The organism is Arthrobacter sp. 260, from assembly GCF_013116745.1.
Classification (GTDB): domain Bacteria; phylum Actinomycetota; class Actinomycetes; order Actinomycetales; family Micrococcaceae; genus Arthrobacter_D.
The window spans coordinates 52,420-69,998 of record NZ_JABFOE010000008.1 but is presented as its reverse complement, the minus strand read 5'-3'; the positions used below and the strand labels follow the sequence as shown (position 1 = coordinate 69,998).

Here is a 17,579-nt window from a genome sequence, read left to right as displayed (position 1 = left end):
TGTTCCTCCCGGACGCACCCACACCGGACGCACCGGTCGACGTCACCCTTCGCTTCCTGCATCACCACCGTCTAGCGGTGGTTCGGAAGCGGAGGGTGACGTCGGCTTTAAGCCAGCGTGTCCCAGGAGGCAGGGCCGGAGGATCCTGCCGGGTATTCCTCCAATGGCACCTCGTTGGCGGCCCACGCGTCGAGCACCGGGTCGACAATCCGCCAGCAGTCTTCGGCGGTGTCTCCGCGGACCGACAGGGTAGGGTCGCCGGTCAGGACGCCCTCAAGCACTTCACCGTACGGCAGCAGCTCTGACGCGTTGAGGTCGGCCTCGAGCACCGCGCGGTCGAGGGTGAAGATATCACCGGGACCATTGACATCGATCTCCAGCCGCAGGGTCTCGGGCCCGAAACCAATCCGCAGCCGGGTGGGCAGGTCGTGACCACTGAACCCGATGGGGAGGTGGCTCACCGGTTTGAAGGTGATCACAGCTTCCTTGCGCTTCCCGCCGAGTGCCTTCCCGGACCGCAGGACAAATGGCACACCCGCCCACCGGGCATTGTTGATCGACACGGTGATCTCCGCGAGCGTCTCGGTGCCCAGCGATGGGTCGACGCCGGCTTCCGCCGCGTAGTCGGGAACGTCCCGACCGCCGATGGTGCCTGCGGTGTAGCGGGCACGCCGCGTGCTCTCGTTGAAATCAGGGTTCACCTTGCTGGCGCGCAGCACAGCCCCGATCCCGTCCCTCAGGTCCCGCTCGTGCAGGCTCACCGGGGATTCCATCGCGAGGATCGCCATCGCGTGCAGCAGGTGGCTCTGGATCATGTCGCGCAGGGCGCCGGCGCCGTCGTAATACCCGGCACGGCCCTCGAGCGCGAGATCCTCGTCGTAGACCACCTCAACCCGCTCCACATGCAGGTTGTTCCAGACGGGTTCCAACAGCCGGTTGGCGAACCGCAGGCCCAGAATGTTCAGAACTGTCGCCTTCCCCAGGAAATGGTCCACCCGGTGAATGTGGTCCTCGGGTACGAGTGCCGTCAGGGTCTCGTTGAGCGAGAATGCCGCCGCCTGGTTCGTCCCGAACGGTTTCTCCATCACCAATCGGGTGCCCGGCGGCAGATCGTCGGCGGAGAGCAGCTCGCACGCCTTTTCCGAGATCGCCGGTGGAAGGGCGAAGTACACAGCCACGGGACCCTGTAGCGACGAGATCAGCTGGGCCAGCTCACCCGGCGCGGTGACGTCGACCTGCCGGTATTCGCTGGTGGTCTGCAGCAGCTCGAGGGTGGCCCGGGCGTCGTCGTCGGCGGTTTTCACCGCGTCGGCGAAGGATTCGCCCACCCGGTCCGACCATTGCACGGCACTCCAGTCGTCGTAGCCGGCACCGACCAGGTGCAATCCTTTCGCCCGGCCGTGGCGGACCAGGCGCGCCAGCCCGGGCAACAGCAGCCGGCCGGTCAGGTCTCCCGAAGCCCCCAGTATGAGGAGCGTGGCGACCTCCTGATCGGGAGAAAAGGGGGAGCTGTCCTGGACTGAGTTTGTATGCGTATCCACAGGGCCTACCCTGCCACCTTGGCCTCGTGTTGTCCCGCGAGCCACCAGCGGCCCTAGTTGGTACCCTTGATAACTGAGCCCCACCATCCATCGAAGAAAGCAGTTCACGGCACGTGTTCAATTCACTCTCTGACCGGTTGACAGAAACTTTCAAGAACCTCCGTGGGAAGGGCCGGCTCTCCGAAGCCGACGTTGACGCCACGGTGCGCGAAATCCGCCGTGCCCTTCTCGATGCCGACGTCGCGGTCAGCGTGGTCCGCGAGTTCACCGCCAAGGTCAAGGAACGCGCGCTGGGCCTGGAGGTGTCCCAGGCGCTGAACCCGGGCCAGCAGGTCGTCAAGATCGTCAACGAGGAACTCGTCGGCATCCTCGGCGGGGAAACGCGCCGGATCCGTCTCGCCAAGAACCCGCCGACCGTCATCATGCTGGCCGGCTTGCAGGGTGCGGGTAAGACCACCCTCGCCGGCAAGCTCTCCAAGTGGTTGAAGGGCCAGGGGCATAGCCCCCTGCTGGTCGCGTGTGACCTCCAGCGTCCGAACGCCGTCAAGCAGCTGCAGGTAAACGGTGAACGCGCCGGAGTGCCGGTGTTCGCGCCGCACCCCGGTGTCAGCTCGGAGTTCGAAACCGCCACCGGCGATCCGGTCGCCGTTGCCCGCGCCGGTGTTGCCGAGGCACGGACCAAGCTGTACGACGTCGTCATCGTCGATACCGCCGGCCGCCTGGGCATCGACGCCGAGCTGATGCAGCAGGCCTCCGACATCCGCGACGCCATCAATCCCGACGAAGTGCTGTTCGTCATCGACGCGATGATCGGCCAGGACGCCGTCAACACGGCGCAGGCTTTCAACGAGGGCGTCAACTTCACCGGCGTGGTCCTGACGAAGCTCGACGGCGACGCTCGTGGTGGCGCAGCACTTTCCGTGGCCTCCGTTACCGGCAAGCCGGTCATGTTCGCGTCCACCGGTGAGGGACTGAACGACTTCGAACTGTTCCACCCCGACCGGATGGCCTCGCGCATCCTCGACATGGGCGACATCCTCACCCTGATCGAGCAGGCGGAGAAGTCCTGGGATAAGGACGAAGCGGCCCGGATGGCGCAGAAGTTCTCCGACCAGGAGGACTTCACCCTCGACGACTTCCTGGCGCAGATGCAGCAGATCCGCAACATGGGCTCCATGAAGAAGATGCTGATGATGATGCCCGGCGCCGCCGGGATGCGCGAGCAGCTGGAGAACTTCGACGAACGCGAGATCGACCGGGTGGAAGCGATCGTGCGGTCCATGACCGTCCACGAGCGTGTGGCACCGAAGATCATCAACGGCTCCCGGCGCGCCCGCATCGCCAAAGGCTCGGGCGTCCACGTGTCCGAGGTTAACGGTTTGCTGGAGCGGTTCGGCCAGGCCCAGAAAATGATGAAGAAGATGGCTTCGGGCGGTGGCATTCCAGGAATGCCCGGCATGGCCGGCCCCGGCGGATTCAACGGCGGCGCCCGCAAGGGCAAGGCCGTTGCGAAGGGCAAAAAGAAGCCCAAGTCGGGCAACCCGGCGAAGGCAGCCCAGGAGCGGGCCGACGCCGAGGCACGGCGCAACCGTCCCTCGGTGCCCTCCGGCGCCGCGTTCGGCGCCCAGAACGACTTCGACCCGGCCTCCCTGAACCTGCCGAAGGGCTTCGAGAAGTTCCTCGGCAAGTAACACTCACCCCGGGACGGGTCAATTTCCACCCCGGGCCACTGACGTACCGCTTCAGGTGGTGTGTCAGCTCTACCCGGATCGGATCGACAGCCATGACGGGTTCATCGGGAATCCGGTGTCCCTGTTGACTCGACCCACCTTCGAGGACCCCGTGAGCACTGAAATGACCCCTGAACGACTCGTCTTTGTCCACGGCAGCGGTACCTTCGGAGCCGCAGCGTGGCCTACCCAGCATGCCCTGGCCAGCACCTACGACTGCCTGTTCCTCCGCCGTCACGGCTTCGAGGTTGGCGCAGACCCGTTGCCCACAGATTTCGCCGCGGATCAGCGGATCGTCATCGAAGCGCTGGGGGAGGGCGGTCATCTGGTGGCGCATTCACAGGGCGCCATCGCGGCGATGATGGCTGCGGTTGACCGGCCCGATCTGGTGCGCTCACTGGTGCTCGTGGAACCAGCGTGTCTGTCCCTGACCACTGACCTGCCCGCAACGGTTGCCCATCGTGCACTTGTGGGTGAGCTATACGACAGACGCGAATCCCTCTCCGACGAGGACTTCCTGCAGGAGTTTGTCCGCCTGGTCTTCTCCACCGATGCCCGGCCTCCCTCGACCACCGAGGATCGCCGCGCCGCCCGACGGCTCCGCCTGCAGTCCCCGCCGTGGGAGGCTCCCCTGGACATTGTCCCGGGAGTGCCCACCCTGATTGTGACCGGCGGCTGGGAGCCGCTGTACGAGGAGATCGCCGACTACCTGGCAGTGACCGGCGCCCGCCACGTGGTGTCGCCGGGTGGCCACCGGCCCCAGGACACACCCGACGGCGACGCCCTCATCCGTGAGTTCGTCGCCCTTCATGCGGCGTCCGGTGACTAGGGTTGGCCGGGAGCGTCAAGAGTAGGGTTCCACCGTGCGAGCTGGCCGCCCTACACTGGGGCGCATGATCAGCATCCGTGAGGCCGGGAGGCTGGACATCACCTTCCTGCCAGCCATCGAGGCCGCGGCCGACTCGCTGCTGACCGAGATCGGCGGATTGCCGCTTCCCCTGTCCCTTCCGCCTGGAGCGTCCCGGGCCGAGCTTTCGGCGTCCCTGAAGCTGCTGGTCACCGGGAAGCCATGCGTCGGGTTCGCCCGGCTGGAGGAGGTCGACAGCGGGGCCCACCTCGAGCAGCTGGCCGTGCTGCCGCAGCATTCGGGCCAAGGGATCGGCAGGGCCCTGGTCGAGGCATCGAAGGCCTGGGCGAGGGACCGCGGCTACCCCATGATGTCCCTGAGCACCTTCGCCGACGTGCCCTTCAATGCCCCGTTCTACGCCACTTGCGGCTTCGAGCCGGTCCGGGAACTCTCCCCGGGTTTGGCGGGTATCCGCCGACACGAAACCGAGGTCGGCCTCGACCGCATCGGCCGTCGTGTGGTGATGCGCGCCGTCCTGTAGCCGTGTCTCGTCGTGTTGGTGATTCGAGCGGGTGTAGCCGGGCAGGTTTCCCCACCTTCTACGTCCGAAGGGCTCCCAACGACGGCGTGTCGCGTTCCGACACCCTGAACTGGAGCCAGAACCTGGGGAAAGTTGAACAGCCACGTCACGGAATAACTTGAAGCTTCAAGTAGTTGAATCAGATACTGCGTCACGTAGAGGAGAAACCGATGACCACCACCCAGGATCTGCTGCCCGACGACCTGTCAATGGGCACCGTACTACTAAAGGTGGGCGACCTGCCCACCATGTCCGACTACTACCAGCGAGCCCTCGGCCTCGAGGTCATTGCCGAGGCCAGCGATGGCCTCCACCTCGGCCGAGGAAACACGCCGCTCATTCACCTAGCACCGGCCGCAGGACTCCAGCTCCCGGCCCAGGGGGAAGCGGGCCTTTTCCACACCGCGCTGCTCTTCGACGACCGCTCGGCCCTCGCCGCGACCGTCGCCGCAACGGCCCAATACGACGCCAGCCTGTACGTCGGCAGCGCCGACCACCTGGTCAGCGAAGCGTTCTACTTCACCGACCCCGAGGGCAACGGGATCGAACTCTACTTCGACAAGCCCCGCGACACTTGGCAGTGGAGCACCGACACCACCGGGCAGGCCGCAGGCAAGGCGCCAGGAAAATCGGTGGTCATGGACAGCCTCCGCCTTCCCGCGGACGCCTACCTCAGGGACCACCTCACCGAAGCGGCGGTCACTGGCCAGACCGAGGCAAGCGCCGTCGTCGGGCACGTCCACCTTCAGGTGGGCGACGTCGAGACTGCTGGGAAGTTCTACGTTGACACCCTGGGATTCGAGCGCACCGCCGGGTGGCATGGCCAGGCACTGTTTGTCTCCGCGGGGGGATACCACCACCACATGGCGATGAACGTCTGGAACAGCCGCGGCGCTGGGCCCCGCAAGGACACGCTCGGGCTCGGCGAGGTGCTCATCCATGTGCCCGCCGCAGACGACGTCGACGCCCTCGCCGACAGGCTCAGGGTTGCAGGCATCGGCAACCATCACACGGGCAGTGAACTGCGCTTCAACGACCCGTGGAACAACAGAATCCGGGTCGCGGTCAGCTAGCGTGGCGTGATTCGTGCTGGAGTCAGCTATCTGGCACAATAGACCTGTACTCGATCCGGGCAGCCCCTCTCTCTGCGCGCGCATCTTGTCCTTTTGAACCCTCAGAAGTGGCCCGCCCCACGGGAGCACTGAGTAGGGTTCACCCCTTTAGATCATCAAGGAGTGACCACAACAGTGGCCGTAAAGATTCGCCTGAAGCGCATGGGTAAAATCCGCGCACCTTTCTACCGTGTCGTCGTCATGGATGCACGCGCCAAGCGTGATGGCCGTGCCCTCGAGGAAATCGGTAAGTACAACCCCACCGAGGAGCCCTCGTTCATCGAGATCAACTCCGAGCGTGCACAGTACTGGCTCGGCGTTGGCGCACAGCCAACCGAGCAGGTTGCTGTTCTGCTGAAGATCACCGGTGACTGGCAGAAGTTCAAGGGCATTGAGGGCCAGGAGGGAACCTTGAAGACCAAGGCTCCCAAGGAAGCCTTCACCGCTCCTGAAAAGGGTTCGGTAATCGTTCCTGAAGCAATCACCCCCAAGGCCAAGAAGTCCGACGCCGAGGCACCAGCCGAAGCCGAGACGGAAACCGCCGAGGCCAAGTAAATTGCTGGCAGAAGCGCTGGAACACCTCGTCCGGGGAATCGTCGACAGTCCCGATGATGTCAAGGTTTCCCTGAAGAACAACCGCCGGGGCGAAACCCTCGAAGTACGGGTTCATCAGGACGATCTGGGCCGGGTCATCGGCCGCCAGGGCCGCACAGCTCGCGCACTGCGCACCGTTGTGTCAGCCCTCGCCGACGGCGAACCGGTACGCGTGGACGTAGTCGATACGGACCGCCGCCGGGGCTAACAGCGCTTCAGCACCCTGTCTCACAGCAGAGATGTTTCAGGGCATAAATGCCTCAGAGCATAGTTTCAATGAGTTTGGCCCCGCACCGGATAATGGTGGAGGGGCCAAATTTATGTCCACCTACCCCAGCAGCACCAGGAGTGTCAGATGGAAGTTCAGGTTGCCAGGATCGGCAAGCCCCACGGTATTCGCGGCGAGGTGACCGTGCAGCTGTTCACCGACGCGCCTGAGGACCGGTTCGAGGCCGGGTCTGTGTTCCGCGCCGAACCGGCGACGCTCGGATCCCTGACCGTCAGTGGCGCCCGCTGGAACAAGGACATCCTGATCCTTGGCTTCGACGGCTTCTCTGATCGCAACGCTGCCGAGACGCTGCGTGGCGCGAAGCTCTTCATCGACACCGACGAGGCCGACGATGATGACGACGACGCCTGGTACGAACACGAGCTGGTGGGCCTCGAGGCGCGGGTGGGAGACGACATCGTCGGGAAGGTCAGCGGCCTCCGCACCCTCGAGGTGCAGGACCTGCTCATCATCGAGACCTCTGCCGGCCACGAAACCCTGGTTCCCTTCGTCGCCGAGATCGTGCCCGAGGTCAACGTTGCTGACGGTTTCGTCCTGCTGACCCCGCCGGACGGCCTGTTCGAACTGAACCTGCCCGGCTCCAACCAGGCCGGGCCCGACGACGGCGAAGTGACCGAGCTCGACGACGACGCCCCCACCGGTCCTGCCGTGACCGATGACGCCGACAGCACTCCTGATTCCGACCCTGAGGGCAGCGGTCGCTAGGTGCGCATCGACGTCGTCAGTATCTTTCCCGAATACCTGGCAGCCCTTGACCTGTCCCTGATCGGGAAGGCACGGCAGGATGGGTTGCTGGACCTGAGGGTCCACGATCTGCGCAGCTTCACCACCGACCGCCACCGGACGGTCGATGACACCCCGTACGGCGGGGGAGCCGGGATGGTGATGAAGCCTGAACCGTGGGCGCTGGCGCTGCAGTCCATCGTTGACGCCTCGCCAGCGGAGACCCGCCCGGTGCTCATCGTTCCGTCCCCAGCGGGCGAGGTGTTCACTCAGCGGATGGCCCATGACCTCGCTGAGGAGCCGCACCTGGCCTTCGCCTGCGGCAGGTACGAGGGAATCGACGAGCGGGTACTTGAGTGGGCCAGCGACCACTTTGATGTCCGCCCGGTCAGCCTGGGGGACTACGTCCTCAATGGTGGTGAAGTGGCGGTGTTGGCGATGGTGGAGGCCGTCGGCCGGCTCTTACCGGGCGTCGTCGGAAATCCCGAGTCGCTCATCGAGGAGTCCCACTCTGACGGACTGCTGGAGTACCCCGTCTACACCAAGCCCTCCGACTGGCGCGGCCGCGGTATTCCCGACGTTTTGCTCAGCGGCAACCATGCACGGATCGCCCAGTTCCGGAGAGACGAGCAGTTCCGTCGCACGGCCCAACGCCGTCCTGACCTGCTCGAGGGGTTGCCGACGGAAGCGCTCAGCAAGGCAGACCTGGCGGTACTGGCCGACCTGGGGTACGTCGTCATCGACGGTGTCCTCAGATGCTCGACGGGGCGCGCGCACGGCGGCCCGTCGCCGGTGACCGACTGAGTCCATCAGTGTGGCATAATTGAACTTTGTGTCTACTGGGTTGTTCCCTGCCACAGGGGGAGAACTACCAACAGGCTGACACGCCGGCGGGCCACCTATGGTTCTGCCGGTCTCCTAAATTTCCGGCGGACTTTGCCTAGGCCTTGACCGCTGTGACCAACGTGAATGACCTGTGGCGTTCACCAGGAGCAATATCAATGCATATTCTTGACGCCGTCGACGCCGCCTCACTGCGGACCGACATTCCAGCATTCCGCGCCGGTGACAACCTCAAGGTGCACGTGAACATCATTGAAGGCAAGAACACCCGTGTTCAGGTCTTCCAGGGCTTCGTAGTGGGCCGCCAGGGCGATGGCCTTCGCGAAACCTTCACCGTCCGTAAGGTCAGCTTCGGTGTTGGCGTGGAGCGTACCTTCCCGGTTCACTCCCCAGTCCTCGACAAGATCGAGGTTGTTTCCCGTGGCGACGTCCGCCGCGCGAAGCTCTACTACATGCGCGATCTGCGCGGCAAGGCCGCCAAGATCAAGGAAAAGCGCGAACCCAAGACTGCCAAGTAACACCAGTTCTTGAACCGCACCATGCCGGAATCAGATCTTCCCCGGCAGCCTGCGGGAGCACGACCAGAACGCCGGCCCTTTCGGGGCTGGCGTTTTGTGCTGTCCGCCCTTCTCGTAGCGGTAGTGGTCGCCTCGGTGCTCCGTGCGACAGTGGCCGACATCTACTACATTCCCTCAGCATCAATGCAGCCGCTACTCGAGGAAGGCGACCGGGTTCTGGTCTCCCGGATCGACGACGACCCGCAGGTTGGCGACGTGGTGGTCTTCGATGGCCGGGGCTCCTTCGATCCGATCAGCAGCGGCGGTCCGGCCGAAATCCTCGGAACGATCGGCCACTGGCTGGGCATCTCCGGTAGCGATACCGTATACGTCAAGCGGGTGCTCGGCGTCGGCGGTGACACCGTGTTCTGCTGCGACGAGGACGGACAGGTGGAAGTGAACGGGAACCCCCTCGACGAGCCCTACGTTTTCCCCTCGGACGCTCCAAGCGACCAACAGTTCGAGGTGGAGGTTCCACAGGGTAAATTGTGGGTGATGGGTGATCACCGCTCCGCATCCTTCGACTCGCGATCTCTCCTGGGAGCTCCGGGTGGAGGTCTGGTCTCAACAGACCGTGTGATCGGACGGGCAGTCCAGGTAATCTGGCCGCCCTCCCGGTCCGGCCCCATCGAGCGCACCACCCAGTGACCGACTAGCAACCTTAGGTAGATGACCAGCAGATGGCAACGAGCATTCCCGGCAAGTCCAACGACGACGCTGACGCCCGTCAGGACACGCCCCGCCCGGATGCCCCCCGCTCGGAGGCCCGTGCTGCCCGCCGCGACGGCTCGTCGAAGAAAAAGGGCGACGACGGCGACCGTGGCCTGCTCGGGTGGCTCAAGGAAATCCTGATCATCGTTGGCATTGCGATCCTGCTGTCCTTCCTCATCAAGACCTTCCTGTTCAGGGCTTTCTTCATCCCGTCCGGCTCAATGGAGAACACCCTGGAGATCGACGACCGGATTTTCGTCAACCAACTGGTGCCCGCACCCTTCGAGCTGCAGCGCGGCGACGTTGTCGTCTTCCAGGACACCGAGGGCTGGCTACCCGCACCGCCCCCCGGGGTGGGACCCGGCGCCAACTGGGTCAAGGACGGACTGATCTTCGTGGGCCTGCTGCCCGATGATACCCAGCAGCACCTGGTGAAGCGCGTCATCGGCATGGCCGGTGACCGGGTGGTCTGCTGCGATGACGACGGACGGATCACAGTGAACGGCGAGCCCCTGGAAGAGCCGTACCTGTACCCGGGAGCCAGCCCATCCGATACCGAGTTCGACGTGACGGTCCCCGAGGGCAAGATCTGGGTAATGGGCGACCACCGGAACGCCTCCGCCGATTCCCGCGCCAACACTGACAAGCCCAACTCCGGATTCATCGACGTCGACGACGTCGAGGGCAAGGCGGCAGTCATCGCCTGGCCGCTGGACCGGATGGGCTTCCTTGGCAACTACCCCGATGTCTTCGACGGCGTGCCCGAGCCGGCAGCCGCCAGCGATTCGGCATCCTAACTGCGATGAAGTCTGTTGCACCCACCCTGCGGTACGAGCGCTCCTTCCGGGAAGCCGGCCACCGGTACCTTGCCGGTTGCGACGAGGTGGGCAGGGGCGCGCTGGCAGGCCCGGTGTCCGTGGGACTGGTGCTGATTGACCTTGATGAGATCAAGGGACTCCGAGGCGTGCGGGACAGCAAGCTGCTCTCGCCGGCCGACCGGGTCAAGCTGGTACCGAGAATCCAGAAATGGGCTCTCGCCTATGGGGTAGGCCACGCCAGCGCCGCCGAGATTGACGCCGTCGGGCTGATGAGTGCCCTCCAGCGGGCCGGCAACCGCGCCTGGGAGCAGGTTGTCGCCACCGCCCGGCCCGACGCGGTGATCCTCGACGGCAACCATGACTGGCTCTCGCCCCGCCAGCAGGCCACCCTGTTCGACGGCGAGACCGACGTTCTAGCCGCCGGCTGCGACGTGCCGGTCCACACGCGGATCAAAGGTGACCTGTCATGCCTCAGCGTCGCCGCGGCGAGTGTTCTGGCGAAGGTGGAGCGCGACGCCATGATGGTGTCCTACGCCGCCGACCATCCGCAGTACGGCTGGGACATCAACAAGGGCTATGCGACGGCGGGTCACCGCGCCGCAATTGACGGGCTGGGCCCCACGGGTCTACACCGCACCACCTGGCGCCTCGGTACCGGCGACGGAATGAACATTCCCCGCGTGGAAAATGGGGGATGATGGGGTCATGAGCGCTGAGGATCTTGAAAACTACGAAACCGACATGGAGCTGCAGCTCTACCGCGAGTACCGGGACGTCGTCGGGCTGTTCAGCTACGTGGTGGAGACCGAACGCCGGTTTTACCTGGCCAACCACGTTGACCTGCAGGCCCGCTCGGCCGACGGCGAGATCTACTTCGACCTGACCCTCCAGGACGCCTGGGTGTGGGACGTCTACCGTACGGCACGGTTCGTCAAGAACGTCAGGGTCATCACGTTCAAGGACGTCAACGTCGAGGAACTGACCAAGTCGGACGACATCGCCCTGCCGAAGGACGGACCGCTCGGGAACTGAGGCATTCCTGAGGTACGCTCTCAGTAATTTCGGCAGACCGCCGGATGTGGTCTCTCTGGGGGTAGCTGAAGCATGGGTAAAAAGTCTCGGGTCATCGTTGTCGGGGTAGCGGCTTGTCTGGTGCTCAGTTCGTGCACGGGGAACGCCGACGCAGGATCCACGGGGAGCCCTTCGGTGTCGTCTACTCCATCGGCGATCGAAACGGCTTCGGGAACTTCCGCTCCGTCCGTCACCCCGACGCCGTCGGCCAGCCCTACAACTACCCCGTCACCCTCGGCCAGCCCGACAGCCGCCCCTGCGGCGTCGCCTGACCCTGTCCAGCCCACAGCTGTCCCGGACGAGGTGGCTGGCTCGGTTTTCACTACCCCTGATGGCATCTACAGCTTCCTGCTTCCGACCGGGTGGGTAGCCGCCGCCGTCGAACCACTCGATCTGCCCACCTACGGGGTGGAGCTCAGCGCATCGGCCTACGTCATCTCGGACGCCTCGGGCCAACCAATCGCCCGGTTCGATGGCGGGGTCCCGGGCGACGGTGCCGACATTCCCAGCCCGGATCATCTGGTTTTCGACTCCGAGCTCCTTCCACAGGTCAAACCCGAATCCGACCTCCCGGTCTACTTCGTCTTCGAGTCCCTGCCCGACTACGAGGAGGGCGGACGGCTGTATCAGGCCCGGCTTCAAACGGGTGAACCCGCCTTCGAGGGGATGTCCAGCCAGATGGCCGGAAAGGTTTTCATGGAGCACAACAGCGTTTTCATCTTCACGAGCACCCTCGACGAAGCCGGACCTGCCTCCGAAGAAGAGGCACGGCAGTGGATGGACACCGAGCAATACTCCCAACTCCGGGCGATGTTCGTGTCCTTCACGGTAAATCCAGCCTGACCCGTCGCGACCTCTTGACGGCAACCCTCGTGTTCGCTAACGTACAACCTTATGGTTGTAGATGAGCTAAGCGACGCCGAGGTGGACCGCCTGTTCCAGGCATTCGCCGATGCTACCCGGCGGGATATTCTCGCCAGGGCGCTGGTCAGTGACTACTCAGTGTCCGGGTTGGCTGCCCACTACGCCATGAGTTTCGCCGCGGTGCAGAAGCACGTGGCAGTTCTGGAACGTGCCTCGTTGGTCACCAAGGAGAAGCGCGGAAGGGAGCAGATTGTGCGGGTTCATCTCGACGGATTGAGAAGGGCGCGGCGGCTGCTTGAGGAGTACGAGGTGATCTGGCGGCAACGCGTCGACCGGATTTCCGACATCCTGGCTGAGGAAGAAGGGAAATCACCATCATGACAGTTATCAGTTCACACAAGGACACCGAGGCGCTCAACCTCACCATCGTCGCCGAATTCGATGCGAGTGTTGAACGGCTCTGGCAGGTCTGGGAGGATCCGCGGCAGCTCGAACGTTGGTGGGGGCCGCCCACCTATCCCGCAACGTTCGACCACCACGATTTCGTCCCCGGCGGCAAGGCCGCCTACTACATGACCGGCCCCGACGGCAGCAAGAGCCGCGGCTGGTGGCAGTTCACCGCCATCAACCCGCCGACCCACCTCGAATTCGACGACGGCTTCGCTGACGCGAACGGCGACCCGATGGATGAAATGGGAATCACCCACGGCGTCGTGACGCTCGAGGCGGTGGACGGTCGAACCCGGATGACCACCGTGTCCAGCTTCGAGAGCCTGGACCAGCTGGAGAAGATGATCGAGATGGGCATGGAAGAGGGCATCAAGGAGGCAATGGGCCAGATCGACTCGATTCTCGAGCGGTCATCGGTCGAGGCTGATCGCTGATTCACCCCCTGATTGGTTCTGATCGCTGCCCGCGGTTGGGGCACTCCCAGCGGCACTCGCCCTGCACAGGGCGGGTGCCGCTGCCGTTTCGCACATAGCCAGGGTTTACTGACGTCCCCGGTGGTGGCGTAGCAGGCTGGTAGCGGAGGTGTTGGGATGCTGGCGAAGGACAGTCTGGGACGTAGGGGAGAGGCGCTGGCCGCGTCCTACCTTGAGGGCACCGGTCTGCAGTTGGTGGACCACAACTGGCGGTGTCCGCTGGGGGAGATTGATCTGGTGGCGATCGAGGGTTCGGTGCTGGTGGTGGTTGAGGTGAAGACCCGGTCTTCACTGAACTTTGGCCACCCGTTGGAGGGCATCAGCGCGGTCAAGCTTCGGAGGCTTTATCTTCTCGGGTCGCTGTGGGCTGAAGCCCATAAGTTGCGGTTCTCGGAGATCCGGGTGGATGCGGTGGCGGTGCTCGACGACGGCACCGGCGAACCGCAGCTGGAGTACCTCAGGGCGGTGAGCTGATGCCGCTGGGACGCACCTATGCGGTGTCGTTGGTGGGCCTGAACGGCTACATCGTCGAGGTGGAAGCCGACATCGGCCAGACCCTGCCGGCCTTCGTGATCCTGGGGCTGCCGGACGCGTCACTGAACGAGGCCCGGGAGCGGATCAGGGCCGCCGCGCGGAACGCGGGGCTACCCCTGAGCCGCCGGAAGATCACCGTGAACCTCATCCCGGCGTCCCTGCACAAGCGGGGCTCAAGCTTCGATCTGGCGATCGTGATGGCGGCGCTGGCAGCGGCCGGCGACGTGCGCGGCTGTGAAGACACCGTGTTCATCGCCGAGGTGGGACTTGACGGCAGACTCCGTCCAGTCAGCGGAGTGCTGCCCGCGGTGATGGCTGGAGTGAAAGCCGGACATACCCGGTTTGTGGTCGCAGCCGGAAACGAGGGTGAGGCGGCGCTGGTGCCCCAGGCGACGGTGAAGGCCTTCGCCAGCCTGGCCGAAGTCTTCATCGCCTTTGGTGCGGACCCAGCCAAGGTCACCCTCCCGGACTCCGCACCCGATCCCGTTCCGGCGCCCAGCACCACTGCGCGCGGTATCCCAGCGGCACCGAAGGACATGGCCGACATCGCCGGACAACCCACTGCCAGGTTCGCCGTGGAGATCGCGGCCGCCGGTGCCCACCACATGATGATGGTCGGCCCGCCGGGCGCCGGGAAGACAATGCTGGTCGAGCGCATGCCCGGGATACTCCCTGACCTCACGGACGAGGAAGCCATCGAGGTGACAGCCATCCACTCTCTCGGAAGGGTGCTCTCCTGCAAGGGTCTACAGCGCAGGCCCCCCTTTGAAAGCCCACACCACACGTCGTCTACCGCAGCGATCATCGGCGGGGGCAGTGGAATACCACGGCCCGGCTCCGCCTCACGGGCCCACCGAGGCGTCCTCTTCCTCGACGAGTCCAGCAATGGAAAGTGCACCTCCTTCTTGAAGGAGGTCACTGATGAACACCAGCACGAAGAAGCCGGGACCGAACGCGCGGCCGGGCCGGGCAACGCGGGCGGTGGTCTATCCCGCGTTTACTCAGACGGGTCCGGAGACGCTTGCCGAGGGCACACGGCCGATCTACCTGTACCTACGTCTGTCGAAGTATCACAAGGACAAGGCAGACGCGATAGAGCGCCAGCGACTCGATCTGACTCGAAAGCTCGCTCAGGACGGGGGCTGGACAGTGCTGGGCGAGTACATCGACAACGACTCAGCAAGTTCTTCCGCGGCGAAGAACCGCAAGGGATGGCGCCAACTCAACCAGGACATCCAGGCAAGGAAGGTGCCGGCGGTGGCGTTCTGGAAGCTGGATCGCACGAACCGGATCGCGGCCAAGTGCATCGAGTGGATCGGAGAATGCCAGCGCGCGGGCGTTTACTTGGTTTCGCACCAGGACAGCGCGGATGAATTGAATACCGCGACCGCCGGGGCGAAGCTGGTGACCGGGATCAAGGCCCTTCTCGCAGAGGTTGAGACCGATTCGATGAGTGAGCGGCAGCTCGCAGCGAAACGCCATCTTGCGGAGGCGGGATTCCATCACGGTGGCACGGTGCCGCTGGGGTGGATGGCCGGTCCGCGGGTAGTAGATGAGTTCGGGCGCTCGGGAGTGCGCCTGGTACCACACCCGATCGAGTATCCGGCCTTGCAGGCTGCGGTTGACATGGTGTTGGCAGGCAAGAGCCTGGTGCAGATTGTCCGCCACTGGAGTGAGCACTACGGGATCACCACCGCGACCGGGGGACCGGTCTATGAGGCGACGGTCTACCGGTCGCTGGTCTCACCCCGGATGATCGGGTATCGGATGCGCCAGGTGCCTGAACATCAGCGTGGGGTCAAGCTCGACCTGCTGGACTACATCGCGCGTGACGCCTCGGGCGCGCCGGTGATCGGTCAGGAGCCGGTGTGCGATCGGGCGACGTGGTTGCGGGTGCGGCGGCTGCTGGAGGAGGCGAAGACGTCGCGGACGCGGCGACCGTGGGGATCGCATGAGTGGCTCCTGACCGGTCTGTTGCACTGCCAATGCGGGGAGAGGCTGTACGGGCATCAGAAGTACCGCAGACGTGCGTCAGGCGAGCACGTAGAGGCGTTCGCGTACCGGTGCCAGGCCAACCGCCTCCGGGGTCCGGGGAACTGCTCGGGAGGGTGCACGATCGATGCGGTCAAGGGTGAGGCTTTCGTGCTGGGCTGGTTCTTCTCTCAGATCACCGACGACGCGCTCGCGCAGGCGCGTGCTCGACGCCGCGCGGCACGCTCAGACGTCGGCATCAACGACGTGCTCTCTCAGCTCGACGAGGCCAAGGCTGAGCGTGACGCGCTGCTGTCGAAGCAGGGTATCGGCGAATATCGGGGTGGGATGGTGACGGTGCTGTTGTCGCTCATCGAGCACGCGCAGCGGCGGGTGGATGTCCTCCAGCGTCGTCTCGACGCGATGGAGCTTGAAGAGTTCCCCATCGAGGACGGCCCGGCTCTGATCGCGTCGTGGAAGGAGTGGGCGATCCCGGAGAAGCGTGCATACCTGCGGCGGATGATCCACCGGATTGATGCGCTGCCGGGTAAGGCGGCGACCGAGGAACGATTGACGATCATTCCGGTCGGGTGAGGGCATCGGTCACGAGCGCGGCGTCGAGCATCGTCGCGATCTGCTCGATCACGTCCTGTGATGCGGGTTGGGTGGCGCGCCGGTGAGTGCCGGCGCACCACCCGGCCGCGAACGCGCCATACGAGGGCTCGGAGACGACCTGGGCAACCTCGTCGACGGGCGGACAGCCCGGTTCGCAGCTCATCGGTTGTCCCTGGCAAGCGTGGCGTAGAACTCCTCCTCGACCTGCTGGCGCCGTGCGACATCTGCCCTGACGAACTCCACGAACTCCGAGTCCCGGTCCGCGATCAGGGTTTCTTCGACCGGTTCGGCCGGTTGCTCGCCGGGCCAGGAGGTCTGCCGGGTTGGGCGGTCACGGTCCAGCCGGGTGCCGGAAGCGGCGACCCATTCGCGGAGCCGGTTGCGGGTGTCGGCGAAGTCGCGGTGCCAGCCGCTGGGCGCGGACCCGTTCTGGTCGGGGTCGTAGGCGCACAGCCAGTGGATGTGCAGCGCAGACAGCTCCCACACCAGCTCCTGATGGTGGTGCCAGAACGGCGGCACCACGGCGGCGGGCAGGCCGTAGGTGTGGCGGAGCCAGCTCACCCACCGGTCCAGTTCGGCCCACTCCTCCTCGGCCTCCTCGTCGGTGAGCAGATTCCAGTTGACCGGGTGTGGTGGTTCGGCGATCAGGCCGGTGTCTACCTGTGGGCGCTCGTCGTCGTCGTCCTCATCAAGCTGCTGCGGCTCTGGCTCGTCGAAGTCGGGAACGTCATCGGTGGTGTCCATGACCGGGCTCCTCACATCCCGATCGCTGGCTCGCTGCTCGGCGACGGCCGGTGTGCGCTCACGTGTTCAGGCGCGGACCGATCGACGGGCTTTCGGGTAGGGGTGTCCTGTTCGACGATGGCTTGGGTGCGTCGTGTGCGGTCCACCTCGTAGGTGGTGCGGGCGAGGTCGTGACCGATCTTCTTGGCGACGAACTCCTCGACGTCGGTGCTCTGCCCGTCGCGCTCCGTCTTGTAGGGGTGGATGTAACCCTCGGCGACGAAGTTGTCGCCCTTGGCGAACCGCTCGTGGGCTCGCTCGGCGGTGGCGCGGAAGGCTACGAGGTCGTGGAACGTTGGCTCCAGTCGAGTGAAGGTCCCGTCGCCCTCCCGGCGGAAGTGCTCCTGTCCGATCCGCGCGTAAAACCTCGGCTCACCCTTGGATGTGTAGTTGAGCTGCGGATCGGACGCAATGAAACCTGAGACGGACTGCTGAGTGTGGATAACCATCTGGCTCTCCTCCTGACATTCGTG

23 protein-coding genes and 1 pseudogene are annotated in these 17,579 nt (G+C 64.9%); 20 read left to right on the top strand and 4 right to left on the bottom strand.

Annotation, left to right across the window (positions count from 1 at the left end; all coding sequences use genetic code 11):
- Positions 1 to 107: 107 nt before the first annotated feature.
- The gene (locus HMI57_RS10675; RefSeq protein ID WP_171586001.1) at positions 108 to 1,628 is read right to left on the bottom strand and encodes a glucose-6-phosphate dehydrogenase; all 1,521 of its coding nucleotides are present in this window, start codon (positions 1,626 to 1,628) and stop codon (positions 108 to 110) included.
- A 26-nt stretch (positions 1,629 to 1,654) separates the two neighbouring features.
- Between HMI57_RS10675 and ffh the strand changes: the two genes are divergently transcribed.
- From ffh to HMI57_RS10575, 20 genes and pseudogenes are all read left to right on the top strand, one after another.
- The gene (gene ffh / locus HMI57_RS10670; protein WP_171586000.1) at positions 1,655 to 3,232 is read left to right on the top strand and encodes a signal recognition particle protein; all 1,578 of its coding nucleotides are present in this window, start codon (positions 1,655 to 1,657) and stop codon (positions 3,230 to 3,232) included.
- Between the two features lie 163 nt (positions 3,233 to 3,395).
- Positions 3,396 to 4,100, top strand: coding sequence for an alpha/beta hydrolase (locus HMI57_RS10665; protein ID WP_171586096.1), 705 nt, complete (start codon positions 3,396 to 3,398; stop codon positions 4,098 to 4,100).
- Between the two features lie 64 nt (positions 4,101 to 4,164).
- On the top strand, positions 4,165 to 4,659 hold the full coding sequence (locus tag HMI57_RS10660) for a GNAT family N-acetyltransferase (protein WP_216607349.1): 495 nt from the start codon (positions 4,165 to 4,167) through the stop codon (positions 4,657 to 4,659).
- Positions 4,660 to 4,868: 209 nt separating this feature from the next.
- Positions 4,869 to 5,771, top strand: a complete 903-nt coding sequence (locus tag HMI57_RS10655) for a VOC family protein (protein WP_171585999.1) — start codon at positions 4,869 to 4,871, stop codon at positions 5,769 to 5,771.
- A gap of 174 nt (positions 5,772 to 5,945) precedes the next feature.
- Positions 5,946 to 6,365 (top strand): 30S ribosomal protein S16, encoded by a 420-nt coding sequence (gene rpsP / locus HMI57_RS10650; RefSeq protein WP_171586094.1) that lies wholly within the window; start codon positions 5,946 to 5,948, stop codon positions 6,363 to 6,365.
- A 1-nt stretch (position 6,366) separates the two neighbouring features.
- Positions 6,367 to 6,612 (top strand): RNA-binding protein, encoded by a 246-nt coding sequence (locus tag HMI57_RS10645; protein ID WP_019482920.1) that lies wholly within the window; start codon positions 6,367 to 6,369, stop codon positions 6,610 to 6,612.
- A 147-nt stretch (positions 6,613 to 6,759) separates the two neighbouring features.
- The gene (gene rimM, locus HMI57_RS10640) at positions 6,760 to 7,398 is read left to right on the top strand and encodes a ribosome maturation factor RimM (RefSeq protein WP_171585998.1); all 639 of its coding nucleotides are present in this window, start codon (positions 6,760 to 6,762) and stop codon (positions 7,396 to 7,398) included.
- Positions 7,399 to 8,220, top strand: a complete 822-nt coding sequence (gene trmD, locus HMI57_RS10635) for a tRNA (guanosine(37)-N1)-methyltransferase TrmD (protein ID WP_171585997.1) — start codon at positions 7,399 to 7,401, stop codon at positions 8,218 to 8,220.
- A 197-nt stretch (positions 8,221 to 8,417) separates the two neighbouring features.
- Positions 8,418 to 8,777 (top strand): 50S ribosomal protein L19, encoded by a 360-nt coding sequence (gene rplS / locus HMI57_RS10630; RefSeq protein ID WP_171585996.1) that lies wholly within the window; start codon positions 8,418 to 8,420, stop codon positions 8,775 to 8,777.
- Positions 8,778 to 8,798: 21 nt separating this feature from the next.
- On the top strand, positions 8,799 to 9,464 hold the full coding sequence (gene lepB, locus HMI57_RS10625) for a signal peptidase I (RefSeq protein WP_171585995.1): 666 nt from the start codon (positions 8,799 to 8,801) through the stop codon (positions 9,462 to 9,464).
- Positions 9,465 to 9,496: 32 nt separating this feature from the next.
- Positions 9,497 to 10,324 carry a signal peptidase I gene (gene lepB / locus HMI57_RS10620; RefSeq protein ID WP_171585994.1) on the top strand — a complete coding sequence of 276 codons (828 nt, stop codon included), beginning with the start codon at positions 9,497 to 9,499 and terminating at the stop codon, positions 10,322 to 10,324.
- Positions 10,325 to 10,329: 5 nt separating this feature from the next.
- On the top strand, positions 10,330 to 11,043 hold the full coding sequence (locus HMI57_RS10615) for a ribonuclease HII (RefSeq protein ID WP_171585993.1): 714 nt from the start codon (positions 10,330 to 10,332) through the stop codon (positions 11,041 to 11,043).
- A gap of 7 nt (positions 11,044 to 11,050) precedes the next feature.
- A complete protein-coding gene (locus tag HMI57_RS10610; protein WP_019482913.1) occupies positions 11,051 to 11,377 on the top strand; it encodes a DUF2469 domain-containing protein in 327 nt (108 codons plus the stop codon).
- A gap of 113 nt (positions 11,378 to 11,490) precedes the next feature.
- Positions 11,491 to 11,688: a hypothetical protein gene (locus HMI57_RS10605; protein ID WP_171585992.1), complete on the top strand. Its 198-nt coding sequence runs from the start codon at positions 11,491 to 11,493 to the stop codon at positions 11,686 to 11,688.
- 31 nt (positions 11,689 to 11,719) lie between these two features.
- Positions 11,720 to 12,259 carry a hypothetical protein gene (locus tag HMI57_RS10600; protein WP_171585991.1) on the top strand — a complete coding sequence of 180 codons (540 nt, stop codon included), beginning with the start codon at positions 11,720 to 11,722 and terminating at the stop codon, positions 12,257 to 12,259.
- 51 nt (positions 12,260 to 12,310) lie between these two features.
- Complete coding sequence (locus HMI57_RS10595; RefSeq protein WP_171585990.1) at positions 12,311 to 12,661, top strand: winged helix-turn-helix transcriptional regulator; 351 nt, start codon at positions 12,311 to 12,313, stop codon at positions 12,659 to 12,661.
- A complete protein-coding gene (locus tag HMI57_RS10590; RefSeq protein WP_171585989.1) occupies positions 12,658 to 13,164 on the top strand; it encodes an SRPBCC domain-containing protein in 507 nt (168 codons plus the stop codon). Before HMI57_RS10595 ends, HMI57_RS10590 begins: the two co-directional genes overlap by 4 nt.
- A gap of 156 nt (positions 13,165 to 13,320) precedes the next feature.
- On the top strand, positions 13,321 to 13,677 hold the full coding sequence (locus HMI57_RS10585) for a YraN family protein (protein WP_171585988.1): 357 nt from the start codon (positions 13,321 to 13,323) through the stop codon (positions 13,675 to 13,677).
- Positions 13,677 to 14,618 (top strand): annotated as a pseudogene (locus tag HMI57_RS10580) (ATP-binding protein); the annotation flags it as partial. The gene HMI57_RS10585 and the pseudogene HMI57_RS10580, both read left to right, overlap by 1 nt.
- A gap of 40 nt (positions 14,619 to 14,658) precedes the next feature.
- Entirely contained in the window at positions 14,659 to 16,302 is a 1,644-nt protein-coding gene (locus HMI57_RS10575) for a recombinase family protein (RefSeq protein WP_171585987.1), read from the top strand.
- Here HMI57_RS10575 and HMI57_RS10570 read toward each other — a convergent pair.
- From HMI57_RS10570 to HMI57_RS10560, 3 genes are read right to left on the bottom strand one after another with little or no spacing between them, the layout of a single operon-like run.
- A complete protein-coding gene (locus tag HMI57_RS10570) occupies positions 16,286 to 16,486 on the bottom strand; it encodes a hypothetical protein (protein WP_171585986.1) in 201 nt (66 codons plus the stop codon). The genes HMI57_RS10575 and HMI57_RS10570 overlap by 17 nt on opposite strands.
- The gene (locus HMI57_RS10565) at positions 16,483 to 17,067 is read right to left on the bottom strand and encodes a hypothetical protein (RefSeq protein WP_171585985.1); all 585 of its coding nucleotides are present in this window, start codon (positions 17,065 to 17,067) and stop codon (positions 16,483 to 16,485) included. Before HMI57_RS10565 ends, HMI57_RS10570 begins: the two co-directional genes overlap by 4 nt.
- Before the next feature lie 11 nt (positions 17,068 to 17,078).
- The gene (locus tag HMI57_RS10560) at positions 17,079 to 17,555 is read right to left on the bottom strand and encodes a single-stranded DNA-binding protein (RefSeq protein ID WP_171585984.1); all 477 of its coding nucleotides are present in this window, start codon (positions 17,553 to 17,555) and stop codon (positions 17,079 to 17,081) included.
- Positions 17,556 to 17,579: the final 24 nt, after the last annotated feature.

What these genes read in the sequence shown, in the direction of transcription:
- lepB (WP_171585995.1), top strand. Translation starts at nt 8,799, where the DNA reads ATGCCGGAATCAGATCTTCCCCGGCAGCCTGCGGGAGCACGACCAGAA.
- HMI57_RS10570 (WP_171585986.1), bottom strand. Translation starts at nt 16,486, where the DNA reads ATGAGCTGCGAACCGGGCTGTCCGCCCGTCGACGAGGTTGCCCAGGTC.
- rplS (WP_171585996.1), top strand. Translation starts at nt 8,418, where the DNA reads ATGCATATTCTTGACGCCGTCGACGCCGCCTCACTGCGGACCGACATT.
- HMI57_RS10655 (WP_171585999.1), top strand. Translation starts at nt 4,869, where the DNA reads ATGACCACCACCCAGGATCTGCTGCCCGACGACCTGTCAATGGGCACC.
- HMI57_RS10615 (WP_171585993.1), top strand. Translation starts at nt 10,330, where the DNA reads ATGAAGTCTGTTGCACCCACCCTGCGGTACGAGCGCTCCTTCCGGGAA.
- HMI57_RS10565 (WP_171585985.1), bottom strand. Translation starts at nt 17,067, where the DNA reads ATGGACACCACCGATGACGTTCCCGACTTCGACGAGCCAGAGCCGCAG.
- HMI57_RS10660 (WP_216607349.1), top strand. Translation starts at nt 4,165, where the DNA reads ATGATCAGCATCCGTGAGGCCGGGAGGCTGGACATCACCTTCCTGCCA.
- lepB (WP_171585994.1), top strand. Translation starts at nt 9,497, where the DNA reads ATGGCAACGAGCATTCCCGGCAAGTCCAACGACGACGCTGACGCCCGT.
- HMI57_RS10595 (WP_171585990.1), top strand. Translation starts at nt 12,311, where the DNA reads ATGGTTGTAGATGAGCTAAGCGACGCCGAGGTGGACCGCCTGTTCCAG.
- HMI57_RS10590 (WP_171585989.1), top strand. Translation starts at nt 12,658, where the DNA reads ATGACAGTTATCAGTTCACACAAGGACACCGAGGCGCTCAACCTCACC.
- HMI57_RS10585 (WP_171585988.1), top strand. Translation starts at nt 13,321, where the DNA reads ATGCTGGCGAAGGACAGTCTGGGACGTAGGGGAGAGGCGCTGGCCGCG.
- HMI57_RS10665 (WP_171586096.1), top strand. Translation starts at nt 3,396, where the DNA reads ATGACCCCTGAACGACTCGTCTTTGTCCACGGCAGCGGTACCTTCGGA.
- HMI57_RS10610 (WP_019482913.1), top strand. Translation starts at nt 11,051, where the DNA reads ATGAGCGCTGAGGATCTTGAAAACTACGAAACCGACATGGAGCTGCAG.
- HMI57_RS10675 (WP_171586001.1), bottom strand. Translation starts at nt 1,628, where the DNA reads ATGGTGGGGCTCAGTTATCAAGGGTACCAACTAGGGCCGCTGGTGGCT.
- rimM (WP_171585998.1), top strand. Translation starts at nt 6,760, where the DNA reads ATGGAAGTTCAGGTTGCCAGGATCGGCAAGCCCCACGGTATTCGCGGC.
- HMI57_RS10575 (WP_171585987.1), top strand. Translation starts at nt 14,659, where the DNA reads ATGAACACCAGCACGAAGAAGCCGGGACCGAACGCGCGGCCGGGCCGG.
- HMI57_RS10560 (WP_171585984.1), bottom strand. Translation starts at nt 17,555, where the DNA reads ATGGTTATCCACACTCAGCAGTCCGTCTCAGGTTTCATTGCGTCCGAT.